A 17,783-nucleotide genomic window follows, 5' to 3' on the forward strand; every position below is an offset into this window, starting at 1 on the left:
ACTCATTGCGCAGCCTCCTGCAGACCTTCAGCGACGGCGCCGATGACACCGGCGGGAATGCCTTGCAGACCGATCGGCAGGGCGACCAGGCCGGCGCCGAGCTCTTCGCTCACACGCAGCGGCAGGCGCAGCTCCTGGCCCTTGACGGTCAGGCGAATGATCGCGCCTTCGTTGACGCCCAGACGATCAGCCTCGGCCTTGGCCAGGGTGACGTAGGTCTGCGGGATGCGCTCCTGCACCGGAGCGGCTTTCGCGGAGTTCTCCTCGCTGCCGAACAGGTGATAGAAGGGCACCACCTTGAACTGGCTGGCGGCGGTGTGGAACGGCGCGGGGATCTCGCTGAACCACAGGGTTTCGCCCTTGGCCTCGATCAGGCGTACGCCCGGATCGCCGGCGCGCAGGTGGCCGCCGACTTCGTCCTGGAACTTGTTCCAGGCCTGCGGAGAGTTCCAGCCCGGAGACCAGGCGAACGGAATCTGCTGACGCGGTTCGGTGCTGCCGGCGTAGCCTTCCATGGAGAAGGCAAACGCGGAGTCGATATCCTGCGGCTGACGCGGCTCGCTGACATTGATGTTGGCGCGCATCGAGGTACGCCCGGAGTAGCGGTGCGGTTCACGCGCCAGCTTCAGGCCCTTGATGCGGAACGCAGCGTTCGGCGCGGCTTCGCGGATGCCGGCCAGTTGCGGCTTGGCGGCGACGACGGCGTCGATCACGTGGTCCAGTTGGGTCCAGTCGACACGCTTGCCCTCGAGGGTGCTGTGCAGGGCGTGCAGCCAGCGCCAGCCTTCGCGGACCAGGTTGTCGGCGTTGTAGTAGGTCGGATCGTAGACCTGGAAGAAGCGCTGGGCGCGACCTTCCTGGCTGACCAGGGTGCCATCGCCTTCGGCGAAGCTGGCGGCCGGCAGCAGGACGGTGGCCTTGGCGCTGGTGGCGGTCTGCTGATGGTCGGCGACCACGACGATCTTGGCGGCGGCCAGGGCGGCGTCGACCACGGCGGCGTCGGCGCGGCGGTACAGGTCGTTCTCCAGGATCACCACGGCATCGGCGGCGCCGGAGGTCAGCTGCTGGAGGGCGGCTTCGACGGATTCACCACCGAAGAGGGCCAGCCCCAGGCTGTTGGCTTCCGGGACGACCAGGCTCAGGGAGCCGTTTTTCTCGCGATTCTTCAGCGCGCTGGCGATGTTGGCCGCGGCTTCGATCAGGGCGTTGCTGCCCAGCGAGGTGCCGGAGATGACCAGCGGACGCTTGGCGGCCACCAGAGCATCGGCGATGCGCTGGGCGAGGGCGGCGGCTTCGGCGTCGAGGCCGGCCACGGCCGGGGCGCTCGGGTCGATGGCGTGGGCCACGGCGAAGCCCAGGCGAGCCAGGTCTTCGGTAGCGGCGTGCACGCACTCGGCAGCGACGTCGTCCAGGCGGGTTTCATCCAGGCTGGCAATGAACAGCGGGTTCATCTCGTGCTGGGCGATGGTCTTCACCGCGGCGTCGAGCCACGGCTGGATCTTCATCGCGGCGGCCATGTCCTCGCCCTTGCCTTTCACCGACTGGCGCAGGGCCAGGGCGATACGGGCAGCGGTCTGGGTCAGGTCTTCGCCGAGCACGAATACCGCGTCGTGGTCTTCGATGTCACGGATGGTCGGCACCGGCAGCGGGCCGTCCTGCATGACTTTCAGTACGAGTTGCAGGCGCTGCAGTTCGTCGGCGGAGATGCCGCTGTAGTAGTTCTGCGCGCCGACCAGTTCGGCCAGGGCGTAGTTGCTTTCCAGGCTGGCGCGCGGCGAACCGATACCGATGACCTTGCGACCCTTGAGCAGGGCGGCGGTCTGGTCGAGGGCGCCGTCCAGCGAGAGCTTCTGCTTGCTCAGCATCAGCTGCGGCTGGCGCGGGCGGTCTTCGCGGTTGACGTAGCCGTAGCCGAAGCGGCCGCGGTCGCACAGGAAGTAGTGGTTCACCGAGCCGTTGTAGCGGTTCTCGATGCGGCGGATTTCACCGTAACGCTCGCCGGGGCTGATGTTGCAGCCGCTGGAGCAGCCATGGCAGATGCTCGGGGCGAACTGCATGTCCCACTTGCGGTTGTAGCGCTCGGAGTGGGTCTTGTCGGTGAACACGCCGGTCGGGCAGACCTCGGTCAGGTTGCCGGAGAATTCGCTCTCCAGCACACCGTCCTCGATCCGGCCGAAGTAGACGTTGTCGTGCGCGCCGTAGACGCCCAGGTCGGTGCCGCCGGCGTAGTCCTTGTAGTAACGGACGCAGCGGTAGCAGGCGATGCAGCGGTTCATCTCGTGGGCGATGAACGGGCCGAGCTCCTGGTTCTGGTGGGTGCGCTTGGTGAAGCGGTACCGGCGCTGGTTGTGGCCGGTCATCACCGTCATGTCCTGCAGGTGGCAGTGACCGCCTTCCTCGCAGACCGGGCAGTCGTGCGGGTGGTTGGTCATCAGCCATTCGACGACGCTGGCGCGGAACTGCTTGGCCTCTTCGTCCTCGATGGAAATCCAGGTGTTGTCGGTGGCGGGAGTCATGCAGGACATGACGAGACGACCGCGTTTGTCGTTCTCGTCGGTGTACTGCTTGACCGCGCACTGGCGGCATGCGCCGACGCTTCCGAGCGCCGGGTGCCAGCAGAAGTAGGGGATGTCGAGACCGAGGGAGAGGCAGGCCTGCAACAGGTTGTCCGCTCCGTCGACTTCTAACGTCTTGCCGTCTACGTGGATCGTGGCCATGGGTCTAAGTCTTCGTTGGCCCGTTGTCAGCGGGCGTGGCTAATAGAAATCACGGTTTCATCGGGCCGGCGGCACGCCGCGGCGCAACAACGAAACAACGCCGGGCGGCTCGCGCCCGGCGATCAAAGCATCAAGCGCCGACGGTCTGCGGTGCTTGTACGGCCTGAGCCTGGCGGGAAATGCCCGCTTCGAACTCGGGACGGAAATACTTCAGTGCGCTGCCCAGCGGCTCGACGGCACCCGGTGCGTGGGCACAGAAGGTCTTGCCCGGGCCGAGGAAGTTGACGAGCTGCTCGAGGGTTTCCAGGTCGCCCTGGGCGCCTTCGCCTTTCTCCAGCGCGCGCAGGACCTTCACGCTCCACGGCAGGCCGTCGCGGCACGGAGTGCACCAGCCGCACGATTCGCGGGCGAAGAACTCTTCCATGTTGCGCAGCAGGGAAACCATGTTGACGCTGTCGTCCACCGCCATGGCCAGGCCGGTACCCATACGGGTGCCGACCTTGGCGACGCCGCCGGCGTAGAACAGGGCATCCAGGTGTTCCGGCAGCAGGAAGCCGGTACCGGCGCCGCCCGGCTGCCAGGCCTTGAGCTTGTAGCCGTCGCGCATGCCGCCGGCGTAGTCCTCGAACAGCTCGCGGGCCGGGAGGCCGAAGGGCAGTTCCCAGATACCGGGGTTCTTCACCTTGCCGGAGAAGCCCATGAGCTTGGTGCCCATGTCTTCGCTGCCCGGACGGGCGAGACCCTTGTACCAGTCGACGCCGTGCTCGACGATCGCCGGCACGTTGCACAGGGTCTCGACGTTGTTCACGCAGGTCGGTTTGCCCCAGACGCCAACGGCGGCGGGGAAGGGAGGCTTGGAGCGCGGGTTGGCGCGGCGACCTTCCAGCGAGTTGATCAGCGCGGTCTCTTCGCCACAGATGTAGCGGCCAGCGCCGGTGTGGACGAACAGCTCGAAATCGAAGCCGCTGCCGAGGATGTTCTTGCCCAGCAGGCCGGCGGCCTTGGCTTCCTCGATGGCGCGGTTCAGGTTGCGGGCGGCGTCGACGTACTCGCCGCGCAGGAAGATGTAGCCGCGGTAGGCCTTGAGGGCGCGCGCGGAGATCAGCATGCCTTCCACCAGCAGGTGCGGCAGCTGCTCCATGAGCATGCGGTCCTTCCAGGTGTTGGGCTCCATCTCGTCCGCGTTGCACAGCAGGTAGCGGATGTTGAGGGATTCGTCCTTGGGCATCAGGCCCCACTTCACGCCGGTGGGGAAGCCTGCACCGCCGCGGCCCTTGAGGCCGGAGTCCTTGACGGTCTGGACGATGTCGTCGGTGGCCATCTGCGCCAGCGCCTTGCGCGCGGCGGCGTAGCCATTCTTCGACTGGTACTCCTCCAGCCAGACCGGGGCGCCGTCGTCACGCAGGCGCCAGGTCAGCGGATGGGTTTCGGCCGCGCGCGCAGTGCGGTTGGGCGTGCCGTAGGAGGTGAGGCGACTCATGCGTAGGCCTCCAGCAGTTTGGCGACGCCGTCGGGACGCAGGTCGCCGAAGGTGTCGTCGTCGATCATCATCGCCGGGGCCTTGTCGCAGTTGCCCAGGCAGCACACCGGCAGCAGGGTGAAGCGGCCGTCTGCAGTGGTCTGGCCAAGGCCGATGCCCAGCTGCTTCTGGATCTCGCCGACCACGGACTCGTGGCCGCCGATGTAGCAGACCATGCTGTCGCAGACGCGGATGATGTGGCGGCCGACCGGCTGGCGGAAGATCTGGCTATAGAAGGTAGCCACGCCTTCGACGTCGCTGTCCGGGATGCCGAGGATATCGGCGATCGCCGGGATGGCGCCGTCCGGCACCCAGCCGCGCTGCTTCTGGACGATCTTCAGGGCTTCGATGGACGCCGCGCGGGAGTCCTCGTAGTGATGCATTTCGTGCTCGATGGCCGAGCGCTCGGTTTCGCTGAGTTCGAAACGATCAGTCTGGATAAGGGTACTCATGATCAGCGGTCCACGTCGGCCATAACGAAGTCGATACTGCCCAGATAGGCGATCAGGTCAGCGATCATGCTGCCGTTGATCACCGACGGAATCTGCTGCAGGTGCGGGAAGCTGGGCGTCCGGATGCGGGTCCGGTAGCTCATGGTGCTGCCATCGCTCGTCAGGTAGTAGCTGTTGATGCCCTTGGTCGCTTCCACCATCTGGAAGGCTTCGTTGGCCGGCATGACCGGGCCCCAGGAAACCTGCAGGAAGTGGGTGATCAGGGTTTCGATGTGCTGCAGCGTGCGCTCTTTGGGCGGCGGCGTGGTCAGCGGGTGATCCGCCTTGTACGGGCCTTCGGGCATGTTCTTCAGGCACTGTTCGATGATGCGCAGGCTCTGGCGCATCTCACCCATCTTGACCATGCAGCGGTCGTAGGCGTCGCCGTTGGCCGCCAGCGGTACTTCGAACTCGAAGTTCTCGTAGCCGGAGTAGGGGCGGGCTTTACGCAGGTCGAAATCACAGCCGGTGGCGCGCAGGCCGGCGCCGGTGGTGCCCCACTCCAGCGCTTCCTTGGTGTTGTACTGGGCAACGCCGATGGTACGGCCACGCAGGATGCTGTTTTTCAGGGCAGCGGTTTCGTACTCGTCCAGGCGCTTGGGCATCCAGTCGAGGAACTCGCGGACCAGCTTGTCCCAGCCACGCGGCAGGTCGTGGGCGACGCCGCCGATGCGGTACCAGGCCGGGTGCAGGCGGAAGCCGGTGATGGCTTCGACGACCTTGTAGGCACGCTGGCGGTCGGTGAAGGTGAAGAACACCGGGGTCATCGCACCCACGTCCTGGATGTAGGTACCCAGGTAGAGGAGGTGGTTCAGGATGCGGAAGAACTCCGACATCATGATACGGATGACGTCGACGCGCTGCGGCACCTTGATGCCGGCGAGCTTCTCGACCGAGAGCACGTACGGCAGGTTGTTCATCACGCCGCCGAGGTAGTCGATACGGTCGGTGTAGGGAATGAAGCTGTGCCAGGACTGACGCTCGGCCATCTTCTCGGCGCCACGGTGGTGGTAGCCGATCTCCGGAACGCAATCGAGGATTTCTTCACCGTCCAGCTGCAGGATGATGCGGAACGCACCGTGGGCGGACGGGTGGTTCGGGCCGAGGTTGAGGAACATGAAGTCCTCGTTCTCGCCGTGGCGCTTCATGCCCCAGTCTTCGGGCTTGAAGCGCAGGGCTTCCTGCTCGAGGTCCTGCTTGGCGGCGGACAGCGCGTAGGGATCGAACTCGGTGGCGCGCGCCGGGTAGTCCTTGCGCAGCGGGTGACCTTCCCAGGTCGGCGGCATCAGCATGCGGGTCAGGTGCGGGTGACCATTGAAGGTGATCCCGTACATGTCCCAGACCTCACGCTCGTACCAGTTGGCGTTCGGCCAGATACGGGTGGCGGTGGGCACGTTGAGGTCGCCTTCGGACAAGGCCACCTTGATCATCACGTCACTGTTACGCTCGAGCGACATCAGGTGGTAGAACACGCTGAAATCGGCGCCCGGCAGGCCGCGACGGTGGGTGCGCAGGCGTTCGTCCACGCCGTGAAGGTCGTAGAGCATGACGTACGGCTTGGGCACATTGCGCAGGAAGGTGAGGACGTCGATCAGGCGCTCACGGGCAACCCAGAGCACCGGCATGCCGGTGCGGGTGGCCTGGACGGTGAAGGTCTCGGCGCCAAAGCGGGAATTCAGTTCGACGACGATATCTTGGTCGTCTGCCTTGTAAGGCGGGATGTACAGAGCGGAGTCTGCATTCATAGTCTTTAAGTCACTCGGTCAACGGTGGAGTGAAAGCGGGCCTCTCGTGGAGGGCCGGATCACACTTCGTCGGGGCTGCGCAGGTTGGTGACCGCAATGCGCTGTTCGCGCTTGAGATCCTTCTGGGCAGGCATGTCGGCGCGATAGACGCCTTGATCGCCTACAACCCAGGACAACGGACGACGCTCCTGGCCGATGGATTCCTGCAGCAGCATCAAACCTTGCAGGAACGCCTCCGGGCGGGGCGGGCAGCCGGGGATGTACACGTCCACGGGGAGGAACTTGTCGACCCCCTGAACGACCGAGTAGATGTCGTACATGCCGCCGGAGTTGGCGCACGACCCCATCGAGATCACCCACTTGGGTTCCAGCATCTGCTCGTACAGGCGCTGGATGACCGGAGCCATCTTGATGAAGCAGGTGCCAGCGATGACCATGAAGTCAGCCTGGCGCGGCGATGCACGGATCACTTCGGCGCCGAAACGGGCGATGTCGTGCGGCGCGGTGAACGCCGTGGTCATCTCCACGTAGCAGCAGGACAGCCCGAAGTTGTACGGCCACAGGGAGTTCTTGCGACCCCAGTTCACCGCACCGTTGAGAACATCCTCGAGCTTGCCCATGAAGATGTTCTTGTGGACCTGCCCTTCGATGAGCGGGTCTTCTACCGTTTCGCGTTCGCCGATCGGGTACTGATCATTGGGCGCATCCGGATCGATCCGGGTAAGTTTGTATTGCATCGCCAAAGCCTCATTGTTTTAGCTTCGCCTGCCGTGCGCGACGTGCCGCCGGCGCCCAATCGAGCGCGCCGATACGCCACAGGTAGACAAGACCTGCCAACAGAATTGCTATGAAAATGGTTGCCTCGATCAGACCTGCCCAACCGCTTTCACGGACGGACACGGACCAGGCGAAGAGGAAGAGGGCTTCGACGTCGAAGATCACGAAGAGCATCGCGACCAGATAGAATTTTGCCGACAGGCGCAGGCGGGCGCTGCCGGTAGGAACGATCCCCGATTCGAACGGTTCGTTCTTGCTGCGACCAAATGCCTTACTGCCAAGAAGGCTGGAAACCCCTAGCATGAAGGCGAGCAGGCCCAGCACTCCTAAAAGGAAGGCGGCGAGTCCCCAGTGTTGAGCTGCAAGTTCAGCTGGATTGGGCATGCCGATACTCCTTCCTACAAATAACGATTGTCTTGGGTTTCGGGCGCAACGCCCGACTACTGCGAACCCGACAACTCAAGGATAGTGAGCTAAGGGTTCAGGTCATCTTTCCAATTTTATGCCCAAAGCCTTCAGCAAGTAAATTTTTCCAACACAAACAGATGCTTCTATTTCGGGCAAAAGGCTTTTGCATTTCCTGTAGCGCCCTGTTTGTGCGGCTCTGGATGCCTAGTGTGACGGCACTTCGGCTTTGGTCGAATAGTACTTTCGAGGTATTTGTCCGCAATAAATCGGCAGCTTTCAGATGATAAATATTATCATTTGCAGTGTCGTATATCCGTAACTTTACTACATATAAGCGGCGCGTCTTTTATTTCGCCTGGTATCCGACTTCGAATTATCCCTCTGTGAACTCGTTGGTCGCCCCCGCTTCCGGGTGGTTCAATTTCCCTTGAGAATCCACGCCCAGTGCATCTCGCAGCGCACCGGTTCGGATCCGGAATCGTCCAGAAGGGTCACCTGGATCAGTGCTTCGCCTCGATCTTCTTCCCGCAAGGTGCGGCGCTGTTCCGGCGTCAGCGTGGCGATGGCCCGCAGGCTGCCGCTGGCCCGGCGCAGGTAGTCCACCTTGAGGGTCTTGATCAGCGGCAGCTTGTGATCCGGCAGGTTCATGCCAACCATGCAGCCGCTGGCTGATTCGGCCAGCAGCGCCATGGCAGCGGCGTGGACGCCGCCGATGTGATTGCGGGTACGGCGGTGGTTGGCCAGGCTCATGCGCACCTCGCTGTCGGTGAGCTTCTGGATGCGCACGCCAGCCGTGCCGGCGAAGCGCACCTGGGAGCAGAACAGGCGGCTGAGCAGCGGTTCGTGCAGGCGACGCGGCAGGCGCTGGATGAGGTGGGCGGCGAGGGCGAGGCGGGTGCGCTTGGGCATGGACGTTTCCATTCATATAAAGGAAACGCGAGGCTGGCATGTCGAGGCGAGCCTGCCCTTGGCGGGCGGGGTGAGGGTGTCTGGCGGTTCGGCCAAGCGTAAAAAGCAAAACCCCGGCCGAGGCCGGGGTCTTGTGGAGCCTGCCAGCCCCGAGGGGCCGGTGAGCCAGTTCTTAGTGGAACTGGTTCATGGTGTTGTCTTTACCCGAGGCTTTCAGAGCGGCTTCGCCAGCGAAGTACTCTTTGTGGTTGTCGCCGATGTCCGAGCCGGCCATGTTCTGGTGCTTGACGCAGGCGATGCCCTGGCGCAGTTCCTGGCGCTGAACGCCTTTCACGTAGGCCAGCATGCCCTGGTCGGCGAAGTAGCCTTTGGCCAGGTTGTCGGTCGACAGAGCGGCGGTGTGGTAGGTCGGCAGGGTGATCAGGTGGTGGAAGATGCCGGCGTGGGCGGAACCATCGCGCTGGAAGGTACGGATCTTCTCGTCAGCAACCTGGGCCAGCTCGGTCTCGTCGTACTCGACGCTCATCAGCTTGGCGCGGTCGTAGGCGGAGACGTCCTTGCCTTCGGCAACGAACGCGTCGAAGACCTGCTGGCGGAAGTTCAGGGTCCAGTTGAACGACGGGCTGTTGTTGTACACCAGCTTGGCGTTCGGGATGACCTGACGGATGCGGTCAACCATGCCCTTGATCTGGCCAACGTGCGGCTTCTCGGTTTCGATCCACAGCAGGTCGGCGCCGTTCTGCAGCGAGGTGATGCAGTCCAGGACGCAGCGGTCTTCGCCGGTGCCCTTGCGGAACTGGAACAGGTTGGAAGCCAGGCGCTTCGGACGCAGCAGTTTGCCGCCGCGGTTGATCACCACGTCGCCGTTCTGCAGTTCGGCAGCGGACACTTCTTCGCAATCCAGGAAGGAGTTGTACTGGTCGCCCAGGTCGCCCGGCTCTTTGGTCACGGCAATCTGCTTGGTCAGGCCGGCGCCCAGGGAGTCGGTACGAGCGACGATCACGCCGTCGTCGACGCCCAGTTCGAGGAACGCGTAGCGAACGGCGTTGATCTTGGCGAGGAAGTCTTCGTGCGGGACGGTCACTTTGCCGTCCTGGTGGCCGCACTGCTTCTCGTCGGAAACCTGGTTCTCGATCTGGATGCAGCAGGCACCGGCTTCGATCATTTTCTTGGCCAGCAGGTAGGTGGCTTCCGGGTTGCCGAAGCCGGCGTCGATGTCGGCGATGATCGGTACTACGTGGGTTTCGTAGCCGTCGATCTGAGCCTGGATTTCGTCCTGCTTGACTTTGTCGCCGGCGGCGCGGGCGCTGTCCAGGGCGGTGAAGAGCAGATCCAGTTCGCGGGCGTCAGCCTGGCGCAGGAAGGTGTACAGCTCTTCGATCAGGCCGGAAACGGCAGTCTTCTCGTGCATGGACTGGTCGGGCAGCGGGCCGAAGTCGGAACGCAGCGCGGCAACCATCCAGCCGGACAGGTAGAGGTAGCGCTTGTTGGTGGTCTTCAGGTGCTTCTTGATCGAGATCAGCTTCTGCTGACCGATGAAGCCGTGCCAGCAACCCAGGGACTGGGTGTAGACGGAGGTGTCGGCGTCATACTCGGCCATGTCCTTGCGCATGATGGCCGCAGTGTACTTGGCGATGTCCAGACCAGTCTTGAAGCGGTTCTGAGCGCGCATACGGGCAACCGACTCGGGGTTGATAGCGCTCCAGCTGTTACCGGTTTTCTCTTTCAGAGCGGCAACGGCTTTGATGTCGTTTTGATATGCGGACATGGTCAATCCTTCAAAGTATGTGTTTGGTTGAGCACCGACTTACCCACTCAAAACCTGTATCGAAAAGGAATTGGCTGCGGGTTGCTCGCCGCGGGATGGCGAAGGGGCGACCGAAAGAAGGAATGACGCTGGAGGAGTGGGGTGGCGCGGCGTACAGACTGGTGACTGCAGCGGTACATCCAGAATCGCTTGCCGGCTCGTGGCAGCCGTTGGGCGATGGTGGACGGCTGAATCCGTCACTTCGTGCTGTTGCTTAGGCTTGCTTCCCCGTCCCTCAGGACAACCTCTTGCCAGTCGCAACCTCGTCGATCCGCCTTGTGGGCTTAACAACACGGACCTGCATGGCGGGTGGGCCACTGGCTTGGTCCGAAGGGCTTTGAGGCCCTCTGGTTAGCGGGAGCGAGGCCATCATGCACTTTCAAACGAGCGTTCGTCAAACGTTTTGTAGTGTTTTTTTTTGACTACTACACGAAGGTCTAACGAGGACTGCCAAGTCACCTCCGGAAGGATTAGTCGAGCACTTCGACCTTCACTCGCAGGCTGCTGTCGCTGCGCCCCTGGGTGCTGTATTGGCGGGTGTAGCCACTTTGGGTGCTCTGGTTGCTCTGGCTGACGCCGCCGACCTCGATCCACTGGCCGATAGGGCCGCTGACGCTGGTGTTCGCCGAGCTGGTGTTCATCGAGCCCTGGTAATTGCCGTTGAAGCGGTCGTTGCGGGTGCTCAGGGTGATGTGCACCAGGTTACCGGTGAGGCTGGCGGTCACGTACATGCCCTGGTTCGCGTCGCGGTATTCGGTCTGGCTGTAGACCTGGCCGTAGGGGCCGATGCCGGCGTTGGTCACCGGCTGGCTCTGGCCGATCTGGATGAAGGCGGGCGAGCCCTCGGTGGTGCGGACCTGCTGGGTGCCTCCTCCGCGACTGTTGGTGGACCGATTGATGATGCGCACCTGGTCGCGGCCGTTGACTTCCCCGCGGCCGGCCTGGATGTCCACATTGCCGGCGCTGACCGAGCCGTTCACTGAGTAGCCGCTCTGGCTGCCCTGGCTGCCGTCGAGCGTATCGACGCTGATCAGTAGCTGATGCGGGCGCGTATCCAGCTGTTCGAGTACCTGCTGCAGCTCGCGGATCTTCGGCAGCTCGGCATTTACCACCAGTTGGTTGCCATAGGCGGTGACTCGCCCTTCGTTGCCAAGCACCTGCTGCGCCACCGGCAGCACGTCTTCGGCGGTGCGGTAGTTGAGCGGGATGATCTCGGTGCGCGGCGCCGCTGTGGCGGTGAGGCTGATCGCGCAGGCGAGCATCAGGGCGAAAGGCTGTCGGCTCAAAGCAGGAAACTCCGCAGGTTCGGGTCGAGGACGCCGGTGTTCCAGGTCTGTTCGAATTGCGCAATCAGCTGGCGAACGCGGCCGGCGTTGTTGTAGTGCGCGTAGCCGGCGTATTCGCCAGGTTCTGGGCGCAGCAGCAGGCCGCAGTCGTCGGCGAGGAGGAAGGCGTGCTCGTCGCTCGGGTAGTCAGGGTTGATCCGGCGAATCTGGCAGTAGCTGGAGAGGCGCCGGCTGAGGTTGAGCAGGCGATGGCCTTCCTTCACGGCGCGGGTGCTGTCGCGCACCAGGATCATCATGCGATTGCGCGGATTGCCCAGCAGCAGCTGAGTGCAGGCGTCCTGGATGCTGCTGTGGTGATACAGCCAGGGTTCCAGGTCGGGGGTGTAGAGGTAGAGCGTGCGGCGCGCCTGCTGGATCAGTGCCAGGGCGTGGGCGCGCGCGTCATCCGGCTTGCTGAAGCGGTGCAGTTGGTCGCCCTCGCCGAGGTGGAAGGGTGCCGGCTCCAGTGCTTCGGGCGGCAGCGCTTCGCTGGGCGGGTTGTGGACGGCAAAACGCCCCGGTGACTGAAACTCGATGTCCGGTAGTTCTACCGGGAGGTCGTCTTGATCCGGGACGTTTTCCATGGCGCTCCTTCCAATCGGGGCTTGGGTGGCCGGTGCTCAGGCGCTCTCGCGCACCATGTCCACGTGGGGGAGGCCGGCGTCGAGGAATTCGCCGCTGGCCACCTGGAAGCCTAGCCGTTCGTAGAAGGGAATGGCGTAGACCTGCGCCGTCAGCAACTGACGCTGCAGCCCCTGGCTTTCGGCCTGCTCGATGGCGGCGCGCATCAGCAGGTCGCCGACCTTCAGGCCGCGCCAGTCCTTGAGGACCGACACCCGGCCGATGTGTCCGTCCGGTAGGAGGCGGGCGGTACCGATGGCGTAGTCGCCTTCGAAGGCCAGGAAGTGCACGGCTTCGACATCCTCGGCGTCCCATTCGAGTTCCGGCGGGACCGATTGCTCGGCGATGAATACCGCCTCGCGAATGCGCCGCAGATCGGCATTATCCTTTTGCCAGTCCGCGACGCGAACCCTGATCTTGCTACTCATCGGCAAACTCCAGACTGCCCTGTTTGATCAGTTCTCCGATGAGCTTACGCCCATCGTCGTCGGCCAGCCATTGGCCGAGATTCCCTTCGTGCAGCGCCTGGGCCGAGCACACCAGCTTGAGCAGATCGCGCAGTTTTTCCGGCAGGACCACGGTCTGGCCGCTGGCGAACAGCAGCAGGCCCACGTCCACTTCGCTCCAGGCCATGCGGGCGCTGGGGTTGCGGATCAGTACTTCGCCGTCTTTGATGGCGGTGGTCAGGTCGTCTTCCTCGATCTCCTCGCCGGCCACCAGTTCCGGGTAGCGCGGCTCGGTCATGAACTGGCCGAACCAGGTGAGCAGCAGGCGCTCGTCGCTCATGTGCTCCTGCAGCAGGTTCTTCAGGCGGTCGAGGGCGTCGCGCTGGATCTGGTGCTGGTCGAAGTCGCCTTTCATCGCGGCCATTCCGGCGTCGCTGTAGCGCTCCTCGTCGGAGAGGAACTGGGCGAGGAAGTCGGTGAAGTGGGTCAGCACTTCGGCGGCGCTGGGGGCGCGGAAGCCGACCGAGTAGGTCATGCAGTCGTCTTCGGCGATGCCGTAGTGGGCGACGCGCGGCGGCAGGTAGAGCATGTCGCCGGGTTCCAGTACCCAGTCGGCGCTTTCTTCGAATTCGGCGAGGATGCGCAGGTCGGCGTGCGGCAGCATCGGGCTGCTGGCGTCGCAGGTCTGGCCGACTTTCCAGCGGCGGCGGCCGTGGCCCTGCAGCAGGAATACGTCGTAGTTGTCGAAGTGCGGGCCGACGCCGCCGCCAGGGGCGGCGTAGCTGATCATCACGTCGTCGATGCGCCAGCTGGGCAGGAACTTGAAGTGTTCCAGGAGCTCGGCGACTTCCGGGATGAACTGGTCGACGGCCTGTACCAGCAGGGTCCAGTCGCGCTCGGGCATCTGGCTAAAGGTGTCTTCCTGGAACGGACCACGGCGCAGCTCCCACGGGCTGTCGCCGTGTTCGAGGACGATACGCGATTCGATCATCTCTTCCAGGGCGAGACCGGCCAGTTCGTCAGGGTCCAGCGGGCTCTTGAAGTCAGGGATGGCCTGGCGCACCAGCAGGGGCTTTTTCTGCCAGTAGTCGCGGAGGAATTCTTCGGCGCTGATGCCGCCCAAAAGCTGAAGAGGAATAGCAGGATTCATGTCTAAGTCCTTGAAACAAAAACGCCCGGCACAGCCGGGCGTGCAAAGTCAGGGCGAATCTCAGATGCGCTTGGCCTGGGCGGCGGCGTTACCGATGTAGTTCGCGGGGGTCAGTTTCTTCAGCTCGGCCTTGGCTTCTGCCGGCATGTCGAGGCCTTCGATGAACACCTGCAGGGCTTTGGCGCTGATGCCTTTGCCGCGGGTCAGTTCCTTGAGCTTCTCGTAGGGGTTCTCGATGCCATAGCGGCGCATGACGGTCTGTACCGGCTCGGCCAGGACTTCCCAGCAGGCGTCCAGGTCTTCGGCGATGCGCGCGGCGTTCAGTTCCAGCTTGCCGATGCCCTTGAGGCTGGCTTCGTAGGCGATGACGCTGTGGGCGAAGCCCACGCCCAGGTTGCGCAGCACGGTGGAGTCGGTCAAATCGCGCTGCCAGCGGGAGATCGGTAGCTTGCTGGCCAGGTGCTGGAGCAGTGCGTTGGCGATGCCCAGGTTGCCTTCGGAGTTCTCGAAGTCGATCGGGTTGACCTTGTGCGGCATGGTCGAGGAGCCGATCTCGCCAGCGACGGTCTTCTGCTTGAAGTAGCCCAGGGAGATGTAGCCCCAGACGTCACGGTCGAAGTCGATGAGGATGGTGTTGAAGCGCGCGACGGCGTCGAACAGCTCGGCGATGTAGTCGTGCGGCTCGATCTGGGTGGTGTAGGGGTTCCAGTTTAGGCCGAGATCGCCTTCGATGAATTCGCGGGCGTTGGCTTCCCAGTCGATCTGCGGGTAGGCCGACAGGTGGGCATTGTAGTTGCCCACGGCGCCGTTGATCTTGCCGAGCAGTTCGACCGAGGCGACCTGCTTGATCTGGCGCTCCAGGCGGTAGACGACGTTGGCCAGTTCCTTGCCCAGGGTGGTCGGGGAGGCCGGCTGGCCGTGGGTGCGCGAGAGCATGGGGACGTCGGCGAACTTCACCGCGAGTTCGCGGATGGAGTCGGCGATCTGGCGCATCAGCGGCAGCAGCACGGTGTCACGGCCTTCGCGCAGCATCAGGGCGTGGGACAGGTTGTTGATGTCCTCGGAGGTGCAGGCGAAGTGGATGAACTCGCTGACCTTGGCCAGTTCCGGCAGCTTGGCGGCTTGTTCCTTGAGCAGGTATTCCACGGCCTTGACGTCGTGGTTGGTGGTGCGCTCGATGTCCTTGATGCGCTGCGCGTGCTCCAGCTGGAAGTCGTCGGCGAGAGCGTTCAGCAGGGCGTTGGCTTCGGCGGAGAAGGGCGCGACTTCAGGAACGCCGGCGTGGGCGGCGAGACGCTGGAGCCAGCGAACCTCCACCAGGACGCGGAAACGGATCAGGCCGTATTCGCTGAAAATCGGACGCAGGGCGCTGGTCTTGCTGCCGTAACGGCCGTCAACGGGGGATACCGCGGTAAGGGAGGAAAGCTGCATGGGGCGTTCTCGTAGCTGTCGGTCAACGAAAAGGGCGCACATCATACACGAATGGCGCGAACCGGTCGCCCTTGCGGCGACCGCAAGGAAGTGTTTCAGCCGCGCAGCAGCGGGCGCAGTTCGTTGAGCATTTTCTTCCGGCTGAACAGCATCTGCCAGCGGTTGCCGCCGAGCTGTCGCCACAGGCGCGCGGAGCGGATGCCGGCCAGCAGCAGGGCGCGGATGCGCGCGGCGTTGGCGTTGATCTGCAGGTGGCGCATGTCGCCGTGCACCTGGATGCGCTGGCGGAAGGTGCTCAGGGTGTCCTGGTAGAGGCCGGCGCAGGAGGCGATGACGTTCTCGTGGACCAGCCCGAAGTGCTGCACCTGCTGCTGGATCTGGTCCAGGCGGGTGCCCATGATGTCGAGCATGTCGTCGCGCTTGTTCAGCTGGCGTTCCAGGCCGATCAGCGACAGGGCGTAGCGCAGCGGTTCGCGCTGCAGGCTGTTGGGGTCGCGCTCGAGGGCGCTGACCAGGGCGCGGAAGCCCTCGCGCAGGTTGGCGGTGTCGCCGCCGTAGACGTCGAGGGTGGTCTTCGGGTCGCGCACCAGCAGGCTGCCGAGCATGCAGCCCAGCGGCGCCTCGGGGACCTGGCCGGTGCGGGCGAGGCGGTCTACCAGGGCGGCGGCTTCGAAGACGCCGGAGAGTGCGATGATCTGGTCGTGCAGATCGCTCATGTACGGTCCTTAGCGAACGCGGGTTCAGCAGATTCGATGACGCCGCCGCCGAGGCAGATTTCGCCGTCATAGAAGACGACGGACTGGCCCGGCGTGACGGCGCGCTGCGGCTCGTCGAAGACGGCGCGGTAGCCGTTTTCGGTGCGTTCCAGTACGCAGTCCTGGTCTGACTGGCGGTAGCGCACCTTGGCGCGCAGCGCTTTGGGCTGGTCCAGGTCGATGGGGTTGACCCAATAGATGTACGAGGCGTGCAGGGCGCGGGAGAACAGCCAGGGATGGTCGTTGCCCTGGCCAACGACCAGGACGTTGCGCACCAGGTCCTTCTCCAGCACGTACCAGGGGCTTTCGTCGGTATTCTTCAGACCGCCGATGCCCAGGCCCTGGCGCTGGCCGATGGTGTGGTACATCAGGCCGACGTGCTTGCCGATGACCTGGCCGTCGGTGGTCTCGATGTTGCCCGGCTGGGCTGGCAGGTACTGCTTGAGGAAGTCGCTGAAGCGGCGCTCGCCAATGAAGCAGATGCCGGTGGAGTCCTTCTTCTTCGCGGTGGCCAGGCCGTACTTCTCGGCGATGGCGCGGACCTCGGGCTTCTCCAGTTCGCCAACCGGGAACAGGGTCTTGCCGATCTGCTCGCCGCCGACGGCGTGGAGGAAGTAACTCTGGTCCTTGTTCGGGTCCAGGCCCTTGAGCAGTTCGCTGCGGCCATCGATGTCGCGGCGGCGCACGTAGTGGCCGGTGGCGATCAGGTCGGCGCCCAGGGCGACGGCGTAGTCGAGGAAGGCTTTGAACTTGATCTCGCGGTTGCAGAGGATGTCCGGGTTCGGCGTGCGGCCGGCCTTGTATTCCTCGAGGAAGTGCTCGAAGACGTTGTCCCAGTACTCCGCGGCGAAGTTGGCGGTGTGCAGCTTGATGCCGATGCGGTCGCAGACGGCCTGGGCGTCGGCCAGGTCGGTCATGGCGGTGCAGTACTCGGTGCCGTCGTCCTCTTCCCAGTTCTTCATGAACAGGCCTTCCACCTGGTAGCCCTGTTCCTTGAGGAGGAGGGCGGAGACGGAGGAGTCCACGCCGCCGGACATGCCGACGATGACGCGGGTGTTCTGAGGGGCTTTCAGGGAATCAGGCATGGCGGCGCATCACGGGTGCAGGTAAAGGCGGGGATTCTACCAGAGCCGAGCGGCAGAGGCTCGGCTGACGGCTCAGGCGCGGATCAGGCTCAGCGGGAAGCGCTCGCCTTCCAGGTAGTCGTCGATGCAGCGCAGTACCAGGTGGCTGCGCCAGCGATCGGGCTGCGCGGCCAGCTCTTCGCGGGTCATCCAGCGGGCGCCGAGGATGCCGTCGTCCAGCGCGCGCTCGGGGTGATGGCGCAAGGGGTGGGCGGCGAAGCAGACGCGCTGATAGGTCACGCCGTTGCTGGGCGCGGTATAGAGGTAGATGCCGGTGACGGCGGTCAGCTCCACGTCCCAGCCGGTTTCCTCGAGGGTTTCGCGCACGGCGGCCTCGATCAGCGTTTCGTTAGCCTCCAGGTGGCCGGCCGGCTGGTTGAAGACCTGTTTTTTGTCAGCGGACATTTCTTCCACCAGCAGGAAGCGGCCCTGGTCTTCGACGATGGTGGCGACGGTGACGTGTGCTAGCCAGCGCATGAATCTGTCCTCGTGGTTCGAAAAGGCGCGAGTTTAACGTGGCGGGGCGCAGAAAGCAGAACCCCCGGGAAGGCCCGGGGG

General features: G+C 64.1%; 16 protein-coding genes. All 16 read right to left on the reverse strand.

Annotated features, from left to right (window positions below; all coding sequences use genetic code 11):
* Positions 1–2: 2 nt before the first annotated feature.
* The 16 genes from nuoG to UB43_RS20865 all read right to left on the reverse strand — a co-directional run bounded on the left by nuoG (position 3) and on the right by UB43_RS20865 (position 17,702).
* Positions 3–2,717 (reverse strand): NADH-quinone oxidoreductase subunit NuoG, encoded by a 2,715-nt coding sequence (gene nuoG, locus UB43_RS20790; protein ID WP_045214745.1) that lies wholly within the window; start codon positions 2,715–2,717, stop codon positions 3–5.
* A 130-nt stretch (positions 2,718–2,847) separates the two neighbouring features.
* Positions 2,848–4,197, reverse strand: coding sequence for an NADH-quinone oxidoreductase subunit NuoF (gene nuoF, locus UB43_RS20795; protein ID WP_045214748.1), 1,350 nt, complete (start codon positions 4,195–4,197; stop codon positions 2,848–2,850).
* Entirely contained in the window at positions 4,194–4,694 is a 501-nt protein-coding gene (nuoE, locus tag UB43_RS20800) for an NADH-quinone oxidoreductase subunit NuoE (protein WP_169887231.1), read from the reverse strand. Before nuoE ends, nuoF begins: the two co-directional genes overlap by 4 nt.
* Positions 4,691–6,472, reverse strand: coding sequence for an NADH-quinone oxidoreductase subunit C/D (nuoC, locus tag UB43_RS20805; protein WP_045214752.1), 1,782 nt, complete (start codon positions 6,470–6,472; stop codon positions 4,691–4,693). The genes nuoE and nuoC overlap by 4 nt, the downstream gene beginning before the upstream one ends.
* Positions 6,473–6,531: 59 nt before the next feature.
* The gene (locus UB43_RS20810; protein ID WP_045214755.1) at positions 6,532–7,209 is read right to left on the reverse strand and encodes an NADH-quinone oxidoreductase subunit B family protein; all 678 of its coding nucleotides are present in this window, start codon (positions 7,207–7,209) and stop codon (positions 6,532–6,534) included.
* 10 nt (positions 7,210–7,219) lie between these two features.
* On the reverse strand, positions 7,220–7,633 hold the full coding sequence (locus UB43_RS20815) for an NADH-quinone oxidoreductase subunit A (RefSeq protein WP_017517108.1): 414 nt from the start codon (positions 7,631–7,633) through the stop codon (positions 7,220–7,222).
* A 441-nt stretch (positions 7,634–8,074) separates the two neighbouring features.
* Complete coding sequence (locus UB43_RS20820) at positions 8,075–8,566, reverse strand: DUF4442 domain-containing protein (RefSeq protein WP_052969587.1); 492 nt, start codon at positions 8,564–8,566, stop codon at positions 8,075–8,077.
* 172 nt (positions 8,567–8,738) lie between these two features.
* Positions 8,739–10,334, reverse strand: coding sequence for an isocitrate lyase (locus UB43_RS20825; protein WP_045214761.1), 1,596 nt, complete (start codon positions 10,332–10,334; stop codon positions 8,739–8,741).
* Between the two features lie 509 nt (positions 10,335–10,843).
* Complete coding sequence (locus tag UB43_RS20830; RefSeq protein WP_045214765.1) at positions 10,844–11,635, reverse strand: secretin N-terminal domain-containing protein; 792 nt, start codon at positions 11,633–11,635, stop codon at positions 10,844–10,846.
* Positions 11,636–11,655: 20 nt separating this feature from the next.
* Positions 11,656–12,282, reverse strand: coding sequence for a hypothetical protein (locus UB43_RS20835; protein ID WP_045214767.1), 627 nt, complete (start codon positions 12,280–12,282; stop codon positions 11,656–11,658).
* Positions 12,283–12,318: 36 nt separating this feature from the next.
* A complete protein-coding gene (locus UB43_RS20840; RefSeq protein WP_017517103.1) occupies positions 12,319–12,747 on the reverse strand; it encodes a GNAT family N-acetyltransferase in 429 nt (142 codons plus the stop codon).
* A complete protein-coding gene (locus UB43_RS20845) occupies positions 12,740–13,915 on the reverse strand; it encodes a cupin domain-containing protein (RefSeq protein WP_045214771.1) in 1,176 nt (391 codons plus the stop codon). Before UB43_RS20845 ends, UB43_RS20840 begins: the two co-directional genes overlap by 8 nt.
* A gap of 60 nt (positions 13,916–13,975) precedes the next feature.
* Positions 13,976–15,346: an adenylosuccinate lyase gene (gene purB / locus UB43_RS20850; RefSeq protein ID WP_045214774.1), complete on the reverse strand. Its 1,371-nt coding sequence runs from the start codon at positions 15,344–15,346 to the stop codon at positions 13,976–13,978.
* Between the two features lie 95 nt (positions 15,347–15,441).
* A complete protein-coding gene (gene hflD / locus UB43_RS20855; protein ID WP_045214777.1) occupies positions 15,442–16,062 on the reverse strand; it encodes a high frequency lysogenization protein HflD in 621 nt (206 codons plus the stop codon).
* On the reverse strand, positions 16,059–17,186 hold the full coding sequence (gene mnmA / locus UB43_RS20860; protein WP_177329813.1) for a tRNA 2-thiouridine(34) synthase MnmA: 1,128 nt from the start codon (positions 17,184–17,186) through the stop codon (positions 16,059–16,061). Before mnmA ends, hflD begins: the two co-directional genes overlap by 4 nt.
* 72 nt (positions 17,187–17,258) lie before the next feature.
* Positions 17,259–17,702 carry an NUDIX hydrolase gene (locus tag UB43_RS20865; RefSeq protein ID WP_045214780.1) on the reverse strand — a complete coding sequence of 148 codons (444 nt, stop codon included), beginning with the start codon at positions 17,700–17,702 and terminating at the stop codon, positions 17,259–17,261.
* Positions 17,703–17,783 lie beyond the last annotated feature (81 nt).

Origin of the sequence: Pseudomonas sp. 21 (assembly GCF_000955805.1) — a bacterium.
Classification (GTDB): Bacteria; Pseudomonadota; Gammaproteobacteria; order Pseudomonadales; family Pseudomonadaceae; genus Pseudomonas.